Annotated in this window: 12 protein-coding genes and 6 tRNA genes; 12 read left to right on the top strand and 6 right to left on the bottom strand. The window is 44.0% G+C overall.

What is annotated here, in order from left to right:
• Nucleotides 1-253: transposase (locus tag F607_RS0108600; RefSeq protein ID WP_027707776.1), on the top strand; the 253-nt coding region annotated here is incomplete at its 5' end.
• A 272-nt stretch (nucleotides 254-525) separates the two neighbouring features.
• Here F607_RS0108600 and ggt read toward each other — a convergent pair.
• Nucleotides 526-2,298, bottom strand: a complete 1,773-nt coding sequence (gene ggt / locus F607_RS0108605) for a gamma-glutamyltransferase (RefSeq protein ID WP_230400379.1) — start codon at nucleotides 2,296-2,298, stop codon at nucleotides 526-528.
• Between the two features lie 431 nt (nucleotides 2,299-2,729).
• On the bottom strand, nucleotides 2,730-2,975 hold the full coding sequence (locus F607_RS0108610) for a GrxA family glutaredoxin (protein ID WP_027707778.1): 246 nt from the start codon (nucleotides 2,973-2,975) through the stop codon (nucleotides 2,730-2,732).
• A 599-nt stretch (nucleotides 2,976-3,574) separates the two neighbouring features.
• Between F607_RS0108610 and F607_RS0108615 the strand changes: the two genes are divergently transcribed.
• Nucleotides 3,575-4,828 carry a YfiM family lipoprotein gene (locus F607_RS0108615; RefSeq protein WP_027707779.1) on the top strand — a complete coding sequence of 418 codons (1,254 nt, stop codon included), beginning with the start codon at nucleotides 3,575-3,577 and terminating at the stop codon, nucleotides 4,826-4,828.
• Between the two features lie 344 nt (nucleotides 4,829-5,172).
• Here F607_RS0108615 and F607_RS0108625 read toward each other — a convergent pair whose 3' ends face one another.
• Nucleotides 5,173-5,745 (bottom strand): hypothetical protein, encoded by a 573-nt coding sequence (locus F607_RS0108625; RefSeq protein ID WP_027707780.1) that lies wholly within the window; start codon nucleotides 5,743-5,745, stop codon nucleotides 5,173-5,175.
• A 333-nt stretch (nucleotides 5,746-6,078) separates the two neighbouring features.
• Between F607_RS0108625 and F607_RS0108630 the strand changes: the two genes are divergently transcribed.
• The 3 genes from F607_RS0108630 to mepA all read left to right on the top strand — a co-directional run bounded on the left by F607_RS0108630 (nucleotide 6,079) and on the right by mepA (nucleotide 8,915).
• Complete coding sequence (locus F607_RS0108630; protein ID WP_157365409.1) at nucleotides 6,079-6,540, top strand: GNAT family N-acetyltransferase; 462 nt, start codon at nucleotides 6,079-6,081, stop codon at nucleotides 6,538-6,540.
• 212 nt (nucleotides 6,541-6,752) lie between these two features.
• A complete protein-coding gene (locus F607_RS0108635) occupies nucleotides 6,753-7,883 on the top strand; it encodes an acyltransferase family protein (protein ID WP_038290710.1) in 1,131 nt (376 codons plus the stop codon).
• Nucleotides 7,884-7,931: 48 nt separating this feature from the next.
• Nucleotides 7,932-8,915, top strand: coding sequence for a penicillin-insensitive murein endopeptidase (gene mepA, locus F607_RS28775; protein ID WP_051311159.1), 984 nt, complete (start codon nucleotides 7,932-7,934; stop codon nucleotides 8,913-8,915).
• Nucleotides 8,916-9,333: 418 nt separating this feature from the next.
• Here mepA and F607_RS28780 read toward each other — a convergent pair whose 3' ends face one another.
• The 3 genes from F607_RS28780 to F607_RS28785 form a co-directional block, all read right to left on the bottom strand.
• Nucleotides 9,334-11,118 (bottom strand): M20/M25/M40 family metallo-hydrolase, encoded by a 1,785-nt coding sequence (locus F607_RS28780; RefSeq protein ID WP_051311161.1) that lies wholly within the window; start codon nucleotides 11,116-11,118, stop codon nucleotides 9,334-9,336.
• An 83-nt stretch (nucleotides 11,119-11,201) separates the two neighbouring features.
• On the bottom strand, nucleotides 11,202-12,284 hold the full coding sequence (locus tag F607_RS0108650; protein ID WP_027707783.1) for a Glu/Leu/Phe/Val dehydrogenase dimerization domain-containing protein: 1,083 nt from the start codon (nucleotides 12,282-12,284) through the stop codon (nucleotides 11,202-11,204).
• A gap of 86 nt (nucleotides 12,285-12,370) precedes the next feature.
• Nucleotides 12,371-15,916 (bottom strand): indolepyruvate ferredoxin oxidoreductase family protein, encoded by a 3,546-nt coding sequence (locus tag F607_RS28785; protein ID WP_169719776.1) that lies wholly within the window; start codon nucleotides 15,914-15,916, stop codon nucleotides 12,371-12,373.
• A 782-nt stretch (nucleotides 15,917-16,698) separates the two neighbouring features.
• On the opposite strand from F607_RS28785, the gene gltX reads away from it, so the two are divergent.
• The 7 genes from gltX (at nucleotide 16,699) to F607_RS0108690 (ending at nucleotide 19,092) form a co-directional block, all read left to right on the top strand.
• Nucleotides 16,699-18,210: a glutamate--tRNA ligase gene (gene gltX / locus F607_RS28790; protein WP_038290695.1), complete on the top strand. Its 1,512-nt coding sequence runs from the start codon at nucleotides 16,699-16,701 to the stop codon at nucleotides 18,208-18,210.
• Nucleotides 18,211-18,560: 350 nt separating this feature from the next.
• Nucleotides 18,561-18,636, top strand: a tRNA-Ala gene (locus F607_RS0108665).
• A 15-nt stretch (nucleotides 18,637-18,651) separates the two neighbouring features.
• Nucleotides 18,652-18,727: transfer RNA gene (locus F607_RS0108670), tRNA-Glu, on the top strand.
• Nucleotides 18,728-18,734: 7 nt separating this feature from the next.
• Nucleotides 18,735-18,810: transfer RNA gene (locus tag F607_RS0108675), tRNA-Gly, on the top strand.
• 24 nt (nucleotides 18,811-18,834) lie between these two features.
• Nucleotides 18,835-18,910 (top strand) — tRNA-Glu (locus tag F607_RS0108680).
• A 6-nt stretch (nucleotides 18,911-18,916) separates the two neighbouring features.
• Nucleotides 18,917-18,992, top strand: a tRNA-Gly gene (locus F607_RS0108685).
• A gap of 24 nt (nucleotides 18,993-19,016) precedes the next feature.
• Nucleotides 19,017-19,092 (top strand) — tRNA-Glu (locus F607_RS0108690).
• Nucleotides 19,093-19,170: the final 78 nt, after the last annotated feature.

Genomic DNA, 19,170 nt, shown 5'->3' on the forward strand with positions numbered 1-19,170 from the left:
CGGTTATTCAGGTAATCCAGTCGTTGAATGGGTAAAAGAGTCCCATGAAATCACTCGTAGCATAATACTTGAGGTCGTTGAAAAAGCGGGTAAAGGGTTTAATGTTGTAAAAAAACGCTGGGTTGTTGAGCGTACTTTTTCATGGTTAATCAACTATAGGCGTCATTCTAAAGATTATGAAGTTTTAACGAGAAATAGTGAGGCAATGATTCACATTGCTATGCTGCATATTTTAGTCAAAAGAGTTGCTTAAATTTTGATTTTTAAGACACCTTCTAAGCCCAAGTCAGAAAAATTTAATGTACTATATCGTTGGGTCGAAAAGATTCCGATAGAAAATACTCAGATTAAAGATGTTTACCCAAGAACAGATGTTATTCCTTATCATCAGTTTGTACATTGACTGTAAAAATTAGTATTAATAAATAGAAAAAAGGGGTGCTTTGCTCCCCTGGTAAAAAAATAACACTATATCCTTCACGAATCATTATGGTTATATGAAAGGCTAAAAGGGTACTAAGGATATTAAAGTCCCATAGCTGAAGAGGTACTGCGTCGTGGATCTGCTGCACCATAAAGCGTACCGTCTGGTCCTACTAAGATACTTTGTATTGCGCCCATTGCGGGTTTCTCTGAGACGGTATGCCCCATTGACTCAAGCAGTTTAACGGTATCAGGGCTAATGCCTTGTTCTACACGAATTTCATCGGGTAACCACTGATGGTGAATACGTGGTGAGTTGACAGCCGTTTGGACATTTAATTTATGGTCTATGACATTCATAATTACCTGCAGGGTAGTTGTTATAATTCGAGAACCACCTGGGCTGCCTGTGATTAAAAAGTTTTTACCATCCTTTTTCACAATGGTAGGTGACATAGAGCTGAGCATGCGTTTGTTAGGCTCTACTTTATTGGCATCACTGCCAATTAAGCCATAAGCATTAGGTTCACCTGTTTTGGCGCTAAAGTCATCCATTTCATTATTAAGTAAAAAGCCCGCACCATCCACGACAATACCAGAGCCGTAACTAAAGTTAATCGTGTAAGTATTAGCAACGGCATTACCCCACTTATCAACGATTGAAAAGTGTGTGGTTTCGTTGCTTTCATAACCAGGAGGGTTCCCAGGCTTAACTTGTTTGCTTGGAGTTGCTTTATCCTGTGAAATTTGCTGGCGCAAAGTTTTTGCGTATTCTTTATCGATTAATCCTTTGCTTGGTACATTTACAAAGTCGCTATCACCTAAGTAAGTGGCACGATCAGCATAAGCGCGCTTCATGGCTTCTGCCATTAAATGAATCGTTTTTGCAGAGTTTAAGCCATAAGAACCAATAGGATAACCTTCCAGAATATTTAAAATCTGGACGATGTGAATACCACCAGAGCTTGGCGTTGGCATGGAATAAATATCATAGCCACGGTAAGTTCCATGTACAGGTTTACGAATGGCAGGTTGGTAGTTTTTTAAGTCTTCATGAGTTATTAAACCATCATGACGCTTCATTTCTTCAACAATCAAATCTGCTGTCTTGCCTTCATAAAAGCCAGCCATACCTTGTTTGGCAATGCGTTTTAGGGTTTCTGCCAGGTCTTTTTGAACAAAAATTTCACCCGGCTGATAGGGAGAGCCGTCGGCTTTATAAAAAGTTTTCAACGAAGCAGGCCATTTTTTTAGCATTTTTTCTGCATCTTGAGTACCTTTGGTAAAGCGAGGGGGTACTTTAAAGCCTTTTTCGGCCAGTGCAATGGCAGGTGCCAGTGCCCGTTCACGAGAAATAGTACCGTGTCGTTCTAAGGCCTTTAACAGCCCTGCAACAGTCCCTGGTACACCTGCGGCTTTATGGGTAAAACGGCTACGGTTTTGTACAACATTGCCAGCTTTGTCTTGAAACATTGTTGGCGTTGCTGCGGCGGGTGCTTTTTCACGGTAATCAATGGATTCGACTAGCTTATCCTGTTCTTTGGAAATAAGCATAAAGCCGCCACCACCGATATTGCCTGATCGGGGCTGAGTAACAGCCAGAGCAAAGGCAGCGGTTACTGCGGCATCAATGGCATTACCGCCTTCTTTAAGTACTTCGACAGCGACCTTGGTAGCTAATGTATGGCTTGTGACCACCATTGCTTTGGAAGCTTCAACAGGAAGACTACGATCTCCCTCAAAAATAAACTGTTCAGTAGTAGCCCAGGTATTAATGTTAATAATAGATGCTGCTGAGAGTGTCAAACTACTAATGATGAGTTTATAATTCATTGTTTTTTTGCGTTGAAAGCGCGTAAACATTTGCCAATTCATTTTTATTCCCTGAGTTGTTTATGTATTTTATAGCCTTCATTGAGGGCAGTTGTTATTGCATTTGCAACAGAATTAACTCAGTTGAACCCCCGAGCTGCAAATGCTGTTTTAGTTTTTACGCATAAATAAACAAGTGGCATTTGGGGTATTTTACACCTACATCGGAGGGTATATACGCTATATTCTCCGCTTTGGTTATATATACCAGATTAAAATGGGCTTGATTAATCATTAAAAGGCTATCCAAAAAGGATACGTCAGTAGGCGTAAACTTCCCGGTACACATCTTATGCTGCTAAGAGATTTGAGACAAGAGGGGGACCCACTTGTCTTAAAATAAATGGCAAGTGGATGTTCAATTTTATAAAGGTAGAAACGAGTAGGCTAATTAAAAATGAGACCTTAATTCGTTTGCAATAGCTTTGGGTGAATTAATGAGCCTCAGCCTGCTGTAAAAATACTTCGAACTCTTGACAGCCACCAATATATTCTTTTCCATGGAATATTTGGGGTACGGTTTCTACCGGTTTACCAATCGTTTTTTCTAAATCAGCCTTTGTAATATTCTCTACATGAATATCAATGTAATTAAAGTCTAACTGTTTATCTTCACACAGTTGTTTGGCTCTTCGGCAAAAACCACATCCCTCGCGTCCAAAAATAGTAATTCGTTGCATGTTAAAGCCCTCAATAAAGAATTTATGATTACCTTTGCTGGATGGCAAACAGTTTGAAGCTGTTATTGCTGCTGTTTCTTAAGATGAATTGCACCATAGTTTCCGTTATCAGGCTAATTGTATTAAGCAATGCTAATGATTAATGAAAACTATAGGCTAGTTGGCATCAACAGTATTAAGTGATGGCCCGCTATTCATTTGTCAGGTATAACAGGGAAAAAATGTCGTCTGTTACTAAAGTTAACTATACACCCTGAGAGATCAATGTTTTTGGGTCGGGAGTTAGTTCAGACTATTTGAATATTCAAATTACTTTGGTGGTATATAGGAACCATAAACAGTGGTTTCCACAAAATAGCCAACCTTAATACTCATAGTAATGAGGGTAATGGCTGCTTTACATAGCATGTAGCTAAAGCTGGTCTTGCCATGAGTAGGTAGCGAGAAGTCTAAGTAATAGGCTGCGTAGTATTGGTATTAGTAAGAGGTTGCATAACAATCACATTATTGGGGCACAGCTGAATTTTATCGCAGGCTGAAGCTGTATCCCCGGATAGAAGTGCAAGGTTGTTATATCCTTAGAGAAGTAGTAGGTGGCAATGAAACGATTGTTAATTATGTTGGCAGGTACTGTTTCGTTATTACTGGGAGTTGCCTTCTGGTTGACTGACGGTGAACCGAGAGTGGCGATGACTGCAGAGCCAGCTCCCTTACAACATCTACTGGAGAGGCACACACCGACCTTTCTTCCAGCGGAAGGGGTTTATGAGATTGAAGCAACGGAGGCTGACCTCAAGCAGCTCTTTGTGACATTGGTTCAAAAGTACCCTCAGTGGCATGTAAAAGGTGTAGATATTGAACTCATGGAGCAAAAAGCTCTTATTCGCTCCTCTGTACAGGTAGGCCCACGTTACTTGAATGTAACATCGCTAGTGGGTATCAGAGGTAACAAGCCTGAGTTACTAGAAGTGCAGCTAGCAGATCAAGTATTGCCTGAATGGCTTGTTAATCTAGCGATTGAGAACACCCAGCAAATTGCTCGGTTAGAGCCTGTATGGCAAATGTATCAGAGTATTGAGCGTGTTCGCATTGCGCCCCAAAGAGTGGTGCTAGCTTATCACTGGTCTGAAAGAATGGTTTCTGCCCTCAATAAACAAGGCAAAGATTTTTTGTTTTCCCCTGCTGATCAGCAACGTATCACAATGTATTTAGTTGCAGCTCATAAATACGCTGAGCAAAGTAAAGTAAAAAGAGAGCCGTTACCCAAATTATTTCAGCAACTATTCCAGTTAGCGCAACAACGCACACAAACGGGTGAGTCAGCCGTCGACGAAAACCGGGCATTACTGACGGCGTTAGCGCTTTATCACTCCAATTTAGACTTATCTGACTACAAGGTGCCTAAGGCTTTGCTTAAGCAGCGTAAACGCTTTTACCTGAATAAAAGAAAAGACTTAGCCAGACACTTTGTGCTATCTGCCGCTATGTCTCTCTATATGGGAGACAGGCTGACAGATAGTGTTGGTTTATTAAAAGAACTAGACGATTCACGAAACGGGTCTGGTTTTAGTTTTTATGATTTAGCTGCAGATCGTGCTGGCATTCGCTTTGCTCGCCAAGCAACTAAATCAGAGACTTTGGCTAAACAATTACAAGCTATGTTGGCGGTTTCTGTTGATGAGGCCATGCTGGTGCCTGCGTTTAAAAAGTTACCTGAAGGGATGTCAACAAAGCAGTTTGAAGCTGAATTTAAGGATACCCAAAGTGAGGGCTTCAAGCAGCTATTGCAATCAATAGACAGCCAGATAGAGGCGAGTCCTTTATACAGAAAGCCAAATGTGATTGCTGAGTAGGCAGTTGGACCGCATAGGCTGCTATGGCGGTGATGATTGCCCTGTATCAGGTGATTGGGTATCCTACGCCCCTCAAAAAGAACATTTTCTGGTTATATACCCAAAGGGTATAAAGTGATGGGGTAATAAATCATGTATGTTGACGCATCAGTTGTAGCGAGTGTGCTAGTGGTTGTAGGTGTATGTGCCATTGTGGTGTTTGGTGGTCGTTATATTGCCAAACGGATGCGTGAAGATGCTGCCAGCCAATAAAAATAGCTAAAAAATGGTTTTAAAACAGAGGTTTTTAACCTCTGTTATTAACCCATCATTTATTGACCTTTCTTCTTAAAAAAACAATTATTTTAACTGCTCATTTTACGAATGATGGTTTGTAAGTGCTCAACATGTTGCTTAATGTCACTAATAACCTGTTGGGTTACACCTTGAGGTTTCATGTTTTTCCACTGTTGTCCGTATAGTTGTTGACCTTGTGGATTAAAAAACAGTTTTGTCTCGTGAAGCTCAATGCTGATGGGACCATCATTATTAAGTACTTTGTGGGTACTTTTTTCAGTGTAGTGAAATAATCGACCCTGAGAAAAATAATACTTGTGGCTGCCTTCAGCACGTCGTCCATCTTTACGGTGCTCTTGAATAAAGCGCAGCTGACCTTGTTCAAGGAAGGCGTCGTATGTTGAGAAAGAGTCACCATCCTGCCACGTACCACTGATTTTATGCATGGTATCTTGTTGGGCTTCAACCAATAAAGCCTGCTTTTTGAGTGTTGCGAGTTGAGCACTATCTTGAATTGCGGCGATTTCTGGTGCTTGAGCATTCTGATAAGGTTTAGTCTGGTCAACCAGGCAGCCTGTTAATAGGGAGAGTGTGCAGCTTAGTACTACAGCAGACCGTGATACTGTTAGCAATCCTTTCATTCTCTGTCTAACCTCATGATGCATTGTTGTCTATTTTCTTTCAGATGTATGCTGAACAGAATCTATGCAGTTTAACGATCCATTGCGTATAACTCATGATTTTATGTGTGGCTTATTTCTCAATTACAAAATATACCCTGAGAGATGTACATTAAACGTAGCATTATAACTTTGAGTTATAGTTGTATTAGTGGCTTACTCAGTCTCCCGATACTGGGTTTATATCTGTTTTATCTCATTTATAACTGAGATTAATAGCGATCGATAAAATAAGTCGTTATTGATGCTATACCCTTCGTTGTGAGTATATGTACTGTTGGTTTGGAGAGTGACGTGCAGTCGAATTATCGTATAACACAGGGCAACTGGAACGAAGCGATGCAGGTTATTTCACAATTGCCTGAGTTTGAGCGAGACTACTCTATTGAAGTATTGGCTCAGCGTGTGGCAAACAAGGCGTATTCATTATTGATTGCCTGGTATGGTGAGCGACCTGTTGCGTTTAAATTAGGTTATGCCCTTGATGATGATCGTTTTTACAGTTGGCTAGAGGGGGTGATTCCCGCTTATCGTGAGCTAGGTATTGGCACTGACTTACTTGTCCAGCAAGAGGCCTGGGCATTAAATCAAGGTTATAGTGTACTGGAAGTAAAATCGAGAAACTGCTTTCCCAAAATGCTGCGCTTACTACTTAAGCAAGGCTATTTTATCAGTCATGTTGAGCCACAGGGGCAAGTGGAGCAACATATTATTTATTTTTCTAAGTCTTTTTCACGGCTTTTACAAAGCAGCTAAACAGTTGGGCTTTTATTTACAAGCCTTAGGCTAATGCCTATTTAGTTAGCTGAAACTCATCCTGCGGCGTTACACCACAGTTAGCTATTAATCTTTATGTTAAAGATTGAGTACTATAGTGCTTTGTTGGTAGGTGGTATTTTTACCCTGTAAATGTACTACTCACCATACTTGTTTAGGTATTCAAGGAATTGAAGATAATGATAATGATAATGACAAATCGACTGTTAGCCATAGATATCTTTCGGGGAGCTGCTGTAATCTTTATGATTTTAGGGAATACCCCTGGCAGTTGGGATTATGTATTTCCGGCATTAAAGCATGCCCAGTGGCACGGTTGGACACCGGTAGATTTAGTGTTTCCTTTTTTTCTGTTTATTGTTGGCCTGGCAATGGCTTATTCATTGCAGCAATACTCTGGTGAGGATAGAAAAAAGAAAATAATTCGCCGTGGTGGTTTGATTTTTTTAATTGGTTTTATGCTTAATGGCTTTCCTTACACTCTGGATGCAATAGGGCACTGGCGTGTTATGGGGGTACTACAGCGAATTGCATTAGTATATTGCATTGTGGCATTACTGGTTAATACGCTAAGCCGACGTCAATTAATGACTTTTATTATTATTAACTGGGTGACTTATTGGGCTGTTTTATTGTTAGGTGCGACAGGTGATGAGCCATTAAGCATACAAAATAATATGGTTCGCCAGTTAGATTTATGGTTATTAGGTGCAAATCACATGTGGCAGGGTCATGGGTTAGCGTTTGACCCAGAAGGGATTCTAAGTACTTGGCCAGCCTTGACCACCACGTTATTAGGGTATGTTGCAGGCTTATGGTTAAAAGATGTGATTTATCAGGACCAGTATGCTGCCCAGCCACAAAAGGTCAATATGCGGTATATAGGGTTAAGGATGGCTGGGGTAGGGTGCGCCTTGATTATTGCAGCTTATGGCTTTAGCGCAATGGGTTTGCCAATAAATAAATCGTTATGGACACCAAGCTTTGTAATGTTAAGCAGTGGGTGGGCTTTTATTGTGTTGGCAATATTAATCAGTGTATTCCCTATGTCGAAGACACCCAAACTGCTTTCGCCAGTGCTGGCTTTTGGTTGTAATCCGTTATTGGCGTATATCATCGCCGATTTGTGGGTGAGAGTACTCTATAGCATTCGTATAACCGATAGCCAAGGGCAAACAGCATATGACTGGTTATTTAATGAAGTTTTTGCTAACTGGGCAGGACCGTGGTTAGGCTCGTTAAGCTTTGCAATTACTCATGTGTTGCTTATTGGTCTAATTATGTATTGCTTATATCAAAAAAAAATCTTGTTTAAAGTTTGATTAGGCAACACATTCAGTCAGTATTTGCCATACTTGTGAATAGGGTTTATGCGTTCGCGATGGGTTACTCCTATCATTGAGCGTCTATCATTGTGTCGTGAGTGTATTATGTCGGTTAAGTTGTTTGGTATACCTTCATTGCTGTTGTCATGTAGCCTTATTACGGTATCGGCCTTTGCTGCCAGTAAACCTTCTGCTCCCTGGCTATCGCTAACGGTGCCCAACACCGGAAAATCAATGGCGATTGGTTCTTATGCTGCAGGCTGCTTAGCGGGAGGCGAATCGCTACCACCCAATGGTAAAGGGTTTCAGGTGATGCGTTTATCTCGAGCGCGTTTCTATGGGCATCCTGAGCTAATCCGCTATATCAATGACTTGGGTGGGAAGATAGCGGATAGGCAACTAGGTACGCTGTTGGTAGGGGATCTGGCGATGGCGCGGGGAGGCCCCATGGAGGGTGGGCATCGAAGCCACCAGAATGGGTTGGATGTCGATATCTGGTTTACACTGGATAAAAAACATCACTTGGATCTCTATCAGCGAGAAGCATTGAGTGCTTTTTCTGTTATTCAAAAGAAGCGCTATGCACTGGATACCTCTCGTTGGACACCAAAACATGATTCTGCCTTACAGTTAGCGGCACAAGATGGTCGTGTTGAGCGTATATTTGTTGCCCCATTGATTAAAAAACGTTTATGTACATTTAGAAAAAACAAGCAGGATGACATCTGGTTACGTAAAATACGTCCGTGGTGGGGGCATGATGATCATTTTCATGTGCGTTTGAAATGTCCTTCGGAAAGCCCATTTTGTCGACCACAAAAACCAATTCCTGCTGGTAATGGCTGTGATAAAAAGTCACTCAAGTGGTGGTTGACCGTGACAGCACAGCAACATGCCAAAGCTCAGAAGGCTAAAAAAGTGGTTGCCCAGAAAAAAACGAAAAAGAAAGGAAAACCGTTTTGGCAAAAAGTAAAATTACCGGAAATGTGTCACAAAGTTTTTGCGGATGAGGCGCGGTATTTAAATTAGCTGTTTGTATGAAAAATAAAAAGCTCATATTTATTATGGGCTTTTTTAATGTAAAAGACGACAAAGTCACTTAAAAGTCAGGTGCACCATTGAATGATGCCCAAAAAAAATGCCCGTAAAGACGGGCAAAATGCATTAGGGAAAAGAAGATTTACAAGCCGAAATAGCCCTGCAATGAGCTAATTCGAGTTTCATTATAAGTTTTTTGTTAAATTTTTAAATGGTTATTGTGATACTAATTTGCAACTTTAGTGTTAAAAATGTTAACCAACTGTTGTTGCCTGTTACGATACTCACGTGATTGTGATCATATTTTATTGGTATAACAACAGCCTGTTAACAATGTTTGTTTTAAATAGGTCCTTTTTTAAGTAACACTTCATTACATCTACTGTGTATTCGTTAGATGTAATAAATGTCACATCTTTGTCGCAGCATTCTTTTTTGTTAACTGTGTTGGCTTTTCTTGTGATTGACTAGCCAATATTTTTTCTTTAGCCAGCTCGTATAATATTTCCGTGCTTTTTAATAACATTGCCAAGGGTACTGCTTCATTAATGCCGTGATAGTTAACAGGTGGTCCTGCAATCCGGCCTAGCATAGGTCCTGCTGCGATAAGGGGTAAATATCCTTTGGCGTCTGTCCCACCACCAATGGCTTGAGCAGGGCAGTCTTCTCCCATTACTTTACGGTAGGCATTATTCACAAACTGAAAGTTGGGGCTTTCAGTGTCTCGAATATCAGGGGTTACCTTGGTGCTTGTACTAAAGCTAATTTTTGCGTCTCGATGCTGCTGATTAAAGGCTTGCGTTAGTTGCGTAAAAACAGACTGAAAACGACTCTTGCCGGGTAATAGGCCAAATGTTTTACCATCCCAGGGTTTGTCTTGGTGGTTTGCGGCATAACGAATATCAACGGCTAATGTAGCCTTGTTGTGTGTTAAGTCGGTCTGTAATCGGGTAATAGCGTAAGTGGTTCCTGTGGTGAAGACTTTATCCTGTTTTTGCAGTAGCGCGGGGTGGTGTTCACCAAACACTTTGGTACCCCAGGTCCAGGCTACAAACTGGCTAAGCTGACTGAGGCCGTTTTGTTGCAACGTACCATTATCGGTCAGGTGAGCTAGGAAATTTGTGATGGCAACCAGAGGGTTGGCGCCATCCTCTCGGTTAGCGTGGGGCACTGAGCCGTGTTGAGCGCCAATCACTGAGGTTGTGAGCTTAAGCTGTGTGGGGCTGACTCGACTGATAGTCATAGGAGCCCGGCGGTAATCTGGGTCGTCAAAAGTATAGTGCTGGTAATCTGACTGTATTTGGTCAGCAAGATCATCCAGCAGGGTAGGGTTTTCTGCTTGAAGAAGGACGACTGCCTCGCTTGGTATCTGGTTGGTTGGACTGTCTTTTGGTGTGTTGATGCTGTGTATCCAAATACCTTGCTTGGGTGTTTCACCCAGTGCTGTAAAGAACTGAGGGCGTTCGATACCTTTCTCTGCGCGGATACACCATGAGGCATCAAACACGATTCCCAGGTCAGGTACCGCTTGTGGGTTTTCTGCCAAGAACTTCGGCGTTGCCATATCCGTTTCTTCAGAAGTATCAAACCATACTTCCAAGGTGATGTTATTTAAAGCCTCTGGCGTTGCATCATAGTCTCTTGCAAGCTGTTGCAGGATATTGAGTGTGGCCATTGCTGGACCTTTGTTGTCCACTGCCCCACGACCCACCAGAAAAGGCTGCTTGGTTTGCTGAAGTTCACGTTGCTCAATACGGGGTTGAAAGGGTTGCCAGTCCATACCTCCAGGTGCCACAGTATCGAGGTGAGTGATAAAGGATAGTTTCTCTGTGCCATTGCCTAACCGATAGCCAAATAAACGATAAGGGTCGTTAGGCTGATCGGGGCGATTTTTCCGCCACTCAAAATCTCTGATTTTCAGGTGTTGCTGTTGTTGATTAAAGGTTGAAATGCGCTGGTCAAGCACCGCTTTGATTTTGTTAAAAGACTGTTGGACTTCTTCACTTGAGCGACCTTCACTACGGTAGCTGGGGATAGCGACTAAGGTATTGGTATCTTGGATAATGGCTTCAGCCAAAGGGTTCTTTTTGATAGTTTCGGGAAGCGTTTGCTGATGAGTAGGCGTTTGACTGCAACCGGCAATGGCAAGTGCCGTGGCGAGTATTGCGGCGGTTAATGGTTGTTTGTTGAACATTAATTTCCATCCTTGGAAGTGTGTTTAGTTGCAAAAAGATCAGCAGCAATATTTGGTCATCATATGATTTGCCATCAAGAGCGCTACGAGGCCAGCTTTTGTGGTTTTATAGGGCAGCTTCTAAACCGCTCTTCAGCCATTTGGTTGGCAACGCTATTTGTTGATGCTTGCTCGCTATCTGCACGCTGAAATATTTCCAGCAGTGTATCGCCAATGCCTTCCACGTGCTGCTTGACTTGCAGGTGATCATAACCTGTTCGCTCGTGGGCGACATCGATAATCCCTCCCGCATTTATTACATAGTCAGGCGCATACAAAATGCCATGATGACGCAGTTTATCGCCGTGTAATTCATCCTGCAGCTGATTATTGGCTGCTCCCGCGATAACAGAGGCTTTCAAAAGCGGGATGGTTCTGTCATTGAGTACAGCACCCAGTGCACAAGGAGCAAAAACATCAACCGTTTGGCTGTAAATAGCATCAGGCTCAACGGCTATCGCATTAAGCTCATCCTGGGCACGCTCAACTTGTTCGGATTGTATATCGGTTACCCAAAGTTTGGCGCCAGCTTTATGTAAATATTCTGCCAGTCGATAGCCAACATGCCCAAGCCCCTGGATTGCAACCCGTAAACCTGCCAGGTCAGAGCGGTCAAGGTAGTATCTGGCGCTGGTACTGAGACCAACATAAACACCATAGGCTGTCATCGGTGATGGATCACCACTTTTAATATTGCCTTGTAAGTCCTTTTTAGGCGCAATACCCACTACATGGCTGGTGGTTTGTGCCATTATTTTTAGATCTTCAACACTGGTACCCGCATCTTCAGCGCTAATATAGCAGCCTCCCAGTCGATTAATAAATTCTGCCATCGCCATGAATAACTCAGGACTTTTGTCCTGGTGTGGGTCACCAATAATGACAGACTTACCACCACCCAGTGGCAAGCCTGCCAATGCTGATTTATAGGTCATGCCTCGTGACAACCTAAGCACATCATAGAGAGCATCATCATCAGTGGCATAAGGCCACATTCGACAACCACCCAAAGCTGGTCCTAACTCCGTGTTATGAATGGCAATAATTGCTTTCAGACCTGAAATTGGGTCATGACAAAACAGCACGTTTTCGTGTTGATCGTATTCATGGTGAGAAAAAATGCTCATGTTGATCCTTCCTCTGTTAGCAAGTGCATCTTGTTATTGTTTTATAGTGCGACTTTTTCATTTGACTGCTTTACGCTTTAAATGGTTTAAGTTCTAACTTCGTAGAAGTTAACGGCCTTTTCCTGCTGAGCAGGCTTTTGGGTCGGTGAAACTGGTTGCTGGCTGATATCTATCATTGATGGCGTAGTGAATGTTTCTAGTAAGCTAGTCAGCGTGTTAGCAACCCGTTGATAGTTTGCCATTTTGATATGACCGTAGCCTCGGATTTGCGGGATAAGAGCCGCCCACTTCAATGCAGTAGCATAGTTTTGGCTTGTGAGGTGGGTGATGATTAGGCTGACAGAATGCTCAAACTGTTGAATAAGTTGGCGCTCAAAACGGCGGTCTTTGGTCCAGCTAAAGGGGTCAAAGGGGGTTCCACGCAGGTGCTTACCATGCTGAAGAAGTTTGAAGGCGGACTTAAGCCAGCCACTATAAGCACGCTTTCGTGGTAATCCCGTGAACGGATCACGTCGATTAAACAAGGGCGGCGCTAGATTAAACTCCAGTTTGTAGTGTCCAGTGAACTGTGCGTCCAGGTATTCCTGAAAGCTTGGCAAACTAAACAGGCGGGCTACTTCATACTCATCCTTGTAAGCCAGCAAGTGGGCATAACTCAAAGCGATTTGCCGACTGAGTTGATCACCACACTTAAGCGCATCCTCTCGCTGTTGTACACGTCGCACAAGCTGTTCAAAACGGTTTGCATAACGTTGGTTTTGATAGGCGATCAGTCGCTTTCGCTGTTCAGCAATGATTGTGTTCAGATCGCTGATTAACTGAATAGGCGTTGCCTGTTCCTGTGCATCGTTCGTCTCAGAGAGCTTTTGCATAACCTCTTCAGGACATTGGGCATAGCGCCTTCCCCATAAAAAGGCTTGCTGATTGAGAGTGACAGCAACATTGTTTAATTCAATGGCTTTGTTTATGGCATCGGCAGAAACAGGTAGTAAACCATGCTGGTAAGCAACACCCACTATAAATAGATTGCAGGCAATGGCATCACCTAACAGTTTGCTGGCAACCGTGTGTGCATCAATAGCCCACTGCTGGTCAGGTGCTAAAGCCTGTTGGACTTGGCTAAGTAGTTCAGTAGAGGGGAGGTTGAAGTCTGCATCACGGGTGAAAGCTGCAGGCATCGTCAAATAATTATTGATGACACCTGCGGTTTTGATATGGAGCTTTTCCAACACATCCTGTTGTGCTGCCACCATCAGATCACAGGCAAGCAGCAGGTCTGTACTTTTGCTGGGCGTGCGGACACTATTGATCTGGTGTTGATGAGGGGCGATACGAATATGGCTAGTGACACCGCCGTACTTTTGGGCTAACCCAGTCTGATCAAGCACAGAGAAGCCTTTGCCTTCAAGGTGGGCTGCCATCCCTAGTAAAGCACCTATAGTGACAACACCTGTACCACCAATCCCGGTCACGAGGATGTTATAAGGTTGGTCGAGCGGTAATGGTGTAGGTTCGGGTAATGACGCTGACCAGTCGGTATTAATTTGTTGGCCTTTACGTAATTGACCACCTTTTACTGTGACGAAGCTTGGGCAAAATCCCTGGTTGCAGCTGTAGTCTTTATTGCAGCTGGACTGATCAATAGCGCGTTTGCGACCTAGGGGCGTCATTTTCGGTTGGATCGACAAACAGCCACTTTGTTGACCACAGTCGCCACATCCTTCACAGACTTCAGGGTGAATAACCAGTCGTTTGGCGGGATCAGGAAAAGCATTTCGTTTTCTACGACGACGCTTTTCAGCGGCACAGGTCTGGGCATAGATGAGCACAGTGGTACCTTCCGTTTCTCGCAGTACCTTTTGCACATGATCCAATGCATCACGGTTAAACACCTCAACCCCTGGAGCAAAGTCTTTAGGGTTTTGGTAGGCTTCGGGGGTATCTGTGACCACCACCGTTTTGGTGACGCCTTCTGCTGCTACTTGCTGGGTGATTTGACCCACACTGAGAGGACCATCAACAGGCTGTCCACCTGTCATGGCGACAGCATCGTTATAAAGAATCTTAAAGGTAATGTTGACCTTGGCTGCAACTGCCGCACGAATGGCAAGAATACCAGAGTGATAGTAAGTGCCATCGCCCAGATTCTGAAAAATGTGTGAGGTTTCAGTAAAGGGAGCTTGACCAATCCAGGTAACACCTTCGCCTCCCATTTGGGTGAAGGTATCGGTGTTGCGGTCCATCCATGTCACCATATAGTGACAGCCAATTCCTCCTGTAGCACGGCTGCCCTCAGGGACTTTGGTTGATGTATTGTGTGGGCAGCCTGAGCAATAGTGTGGTGCTCTTTGTGCTGAGGGCGTTGCTGCTTCTTGATTGGGGGCTTGCTGGAGATACGCAAGTCTTCGCTTAAGTGCACTGTGCTGGGGTAAACAGGTGATTAATGACTGGCCTAATGCTTGAGCGATTATGCCCGCACTCAACTCTAGCTTACCGGTCAAGCCAGTAGAGGCGCTCAGAGGCGAGGTTTTACCCATGATTTGGGGGCGCTGAGTATCTGGGAGGTGATAAAGCAGTTGTCGAAGCTGGTCTTCCAACAAGGGACGTTTTTCTTCAACCACCCAAATGCGGGGATACTGCTTTGCAAACGCAGTTATTCGCGTGGGTTCCAGTGGCCAAACTAAGCCAGCTTTGTAAATACCAATCCCAGCAGCGGCGGCTTCTTGCTGGGTGATACCTAGTAACTCTAAGGCCTGCAATGTGTCGTAGTAGCTTTTGCCAGAAGTGACAATGCCCAGAGTAGGGAGGTGGGTTGGTTTGAGCTTTACTTGGTCAAGTTGGTGGTGGTAAACAAAGGCATGGATGGCCGGAAGTTTAAAATCATGAAGTCGAGCTTCCTGTTGTGCTGGAGGGTCAGGCCAGCGGATATTCAGCCCATTTTCAGGCAGGATAAAGTCTGGAGGAGGGCTGAGATCAAGGGGCTGGTTATCAATACTAACAGCCATCGTTGAATCCATGATGTCAGCTAATGCTTTTACTCCCACCCAGCAACCACTGAATCGGGAAAGGCCATAGCCAAATAGCCCATAATCTATAAGCTCCTGCAAGTTGCCAGGGTAGAGTACCGGAATCATGGCATCGACAAAGGCATAGTCACTTTGGTGAGGAAGTGTTGAGGACTTACACGCGTGGTCATCGCCTGCCAATGCCAGGACACCACCCAGCGGGGATGAGCCTGCTGCATTGGCATGTTTAAATACATCACCCGTGCGGTCAACACCAGGGCCTTTGCCATACCATAAGCCAAACACACCTTGATATTGAGCGCCAGGAAATAACCCTACCTGTTGACTGCCCCATACTGCAGTAGCACCTAAATCTTCGTTAATACCTGGTTGGAAGCTAATATGGTGTGCTTTAAGGTGTTTTTTTGCCTGCCAAAATGTTTTATCCAGTCCACCCAGAGGGGAACCACGATAACCGGAAACAAAGCCAGCGGTGTGTAAGCTTCGTGCCTGGTCATGCTGTTGCTGCAGCATCAATAGCCGAGTCACGGCTTGTGCACCATTGACATGGATGGTGCCCGAAGCACGGGTATACTTGTCGTCGAGATTGACGTCAGCCAAGTTCATAAGCTTGCTCCTCATCCCCTCAGAGGGGGTATAGGCCATCCGTTGACCTTGATGTTTTATTATTGTTGAGCGCTAGGGGCTTAAAATATGAGTCAATTCAGGCGTTAAATGTCACCTAAAGCGCTATAAGCACATGCTCTTTATTTTGCCGCATTGGTATTAGTCTTGAGGAAACTATGAGATGCGGTAATGGTGCTGAGGGGGAGGTGTAAAGCTATTAGTGGCTTTTAAACTAAGATTGTTGGCTAGGTATATGAGTAAAGAGGGCTTAAGGACATTAATTAGTTGAGTCATTTTGCTTTTCTCCTCTTGCAGGATCACTGCAAATTTGGTGTTTGTTTTGTTGTTATTGTTAGTGCTAATTGCTTTGTCTGCTTAGCGTAAAGTGTCATCTGCCGAGAGCAGGTGTGCTTTCCCTTTGACCACTTCTAGTGTGGTTGCTAGCTCACGTCATTGTGAAAAGCAGCATGTTATTTTTAATTCAGTGTGAACACGGCATGGGTAATGCGGTGCTTAATGGCTCCTTGTGGGAGCACGGCACACAATGTACTTTGTCGTAATGTTGCGTGCTAAGCTCTAGCAAAGCAAGGCTTGAGTAGTTTGTCAATAAAACTTCATTTGTAGTGCTTTGCAAGTTTGAATACTCAGTTTTATTTATTGGTTCTGTAATTTTGGCGTAACAGTCGTGTTTTGTTTTTCGTTAATGACTGGTTTTAACTGTGCCAGTTTTCGTATAATCCCTCTCCTTTAGACACTCAACTGATTAGGTAATCAAAGAATCTATGACTGTCCGTACGCGAATAGCTCCATCACCCACAGGTGATCCTCATGTGGGTACGGCCTATATTGCTCTATTTAACTACTGTTTTGCCCGTCAACATGGTGGTCAGTTTATTCTTCGTATTGAGGATACTGATCAGGCACGGAGTACTCCTGAATCAGAACGAATGATTTTGGAATCACTACGCTGGCTGGGCTTGCAGTGGGATGAAGGGCCAGATGTGGCAGGTGGTGCTGGACCTTATCGCCAAAGTGAGCGGATGGAGATTTATGGTAAGTATGCAGAGCAACTAGTTGCTGATGGTCACGCCTTTTATTGCTTTGCTACCGCCGAAGAGCTGGATGAAATGCGTCAGCAGCAGATCGAGCGGGGAGAAACACCTAAATACGATGGCCGTGGGTTAAAGCTTTCAAAAGAGGAAGTCGAGCAGCGGCTGGCTGCAGGTGAACCCCATGTTATTCGAATGAAAATACCTGAAGAAGGTGTTTGCCAAGTGCCTGATATGCTTCGTGATCCCATTGATATTAATTGGAGTCAGGTGGATATGCAGGTGCTGCTGAAAGCAGATGGTATGCCTACCTACCATTTAGCCAATGTGGTTGATGATCACTTAATGGGTATCACTCATGTTATTCGCGGTGAAGAGTGGATTAACTCTGCGCCTAAACATATTTTGTTATATCAGTATTTTGGCTGGGATATGCCTACCTTGTGTCATATGCCTTTGCTGCGAAATCCTGATAAAAGTAAATTGAGTAAGCGAAAAAACCCAACCTGTATTACGTATTATCAACGTATGGGCTTTTTGCCAGAAGCGCTGTTGAACTACTTAGGGCGCATGGGCTGGTCGATGCCTGACGAGCGTGAAAAGTTTACGCTTGCTGAAATGATTGAAAACTTTAATATCTCACGAGTATCACTGGGTGGACCCATTTTCGATCAGGAAAAACTAAGCTGGTTGAATGGCCAATGGTTGCGTGAACTTTCAGTTGAAGATTTTGCAAAAAGAATGCAAACGTGGGCAGTCAATACTGACTACATGATGCAGATTGCCCCGTTGCTGCAAACCCGGGTGGAACGCTTATCTGATGCTGCTTCACTGGGAAGCTTCTTTTTTGCCGGATTGCTTGATGTTCAGCCTGAGCAATTCAGCCATAAACAGTTAGATGAAGAAGCCATCAAACGGATTCTACAGTTTGTTCTCTGGCGGTTAGAAACAGTGCGTAACTGGGAAAAAGACAAGCTATTTGCTGAAATCAAAGCAATAAGTAAAGCCATGGATATTAAGCTAAAGGACTTTTTGTTCCCCTTGTTTGTGGCGGTCACTGGCTCACCTTCATCCGTTTCAGTATTTGATGCGATGGCGATTTTAGGCGCTGATATAACCCGTGCCAGATTGCGTCATGCGGTCACTGTGTTAGGAGGTTTTTCCAAGAAAGCAGGTAAACGTTTGGAAAAGGATTATCAGCAACTGCTGACTAAAATGTTGGAAGATAGAGCGGTGGCTGAATAATTATTCTAGTCTAAGGTTTGCAGGGTAAGCCCTTAACGCTGAAGGGCTTATCCTGGGCTTAATGATCATGATAGTAGCGTGGTATCCCAGAAACAGTAGAGCAATATACATCGGATGTTGTTTACTTAAGTTAAATCGCAGCTAAATGCTTGACAGCACACAGCAAGCGCCATAGAATGCGCACCACGTTTCGGGGGTAACGCCACTGAAACAGGTAGTCCAAGTATTTTGGCAGCTGATGATCAGCAACGAGCAAAAAAGCTTAAGTTGAGGTCATTATGTTGTTGACGCTGCAAAGTGAAGTTAGAAAAGTTAGATTGGATATTTAAGAAGTATTTTTGCTTCTATGTGGGGCTATAGCTCAGCTGGGAGAGCGCTACAATGGCATTGTAGAGGTCAGCGGTTCGATCCCGCTTAGCTCCACCAAAATCGAAGGTTTACGTCCCCTTCGTCTAGTGGCCTAGGACACTGCCCTTTCACGGCAGTAACAGGGGTTCGAGTCCCCTAGGGGACGCCATATTTATGCGGGAATAGCTCAGTTGGTAGAGCACAACCTTGCCAAGGTTGGGGTCGCGAGTTCGAGTCTCGTTTCCCGCTCCAATTTCTAACGTTTTGTATTGTTGCGTCCCCTTCGTCTAGTGGCCTAGGACACTGCCCTTTCACGGCAGTAACAGGGGTTCGAGTCCCCTAGGGGACGCCATATTATGCGGGAATAGCTCAGTTGGTAGAGCACAACCTTGCCAAGGTTGGGGTCGCGAGTTCGAGTCTCGTTTCCCGCTCCAATTTCTAACGTTTTATATTGTTGCGTCCCCTTCGTCTAGTGGCCTAGGACACTGCCCTTTCACGGCAGTAACAGGGGTTCGAGTCCCCTAGGGGACGCCATATTATCAAGAGTTCATTGATTGAGCTGCTTATAAGCAGCGAGTTGATGAACCTTGGCTTTTGAAGAATTGTTTACCG

This window comes from Zooshikella ganghwensis DSM 15267, assembly GCF_000428585.1.
Lineage (GTDB): Bacteria > Pseudomonadota > Gammaproteobacteria > Pseudomonadales > Zooshikellaceae > Zooshikella > Zooshikella ganghwensis.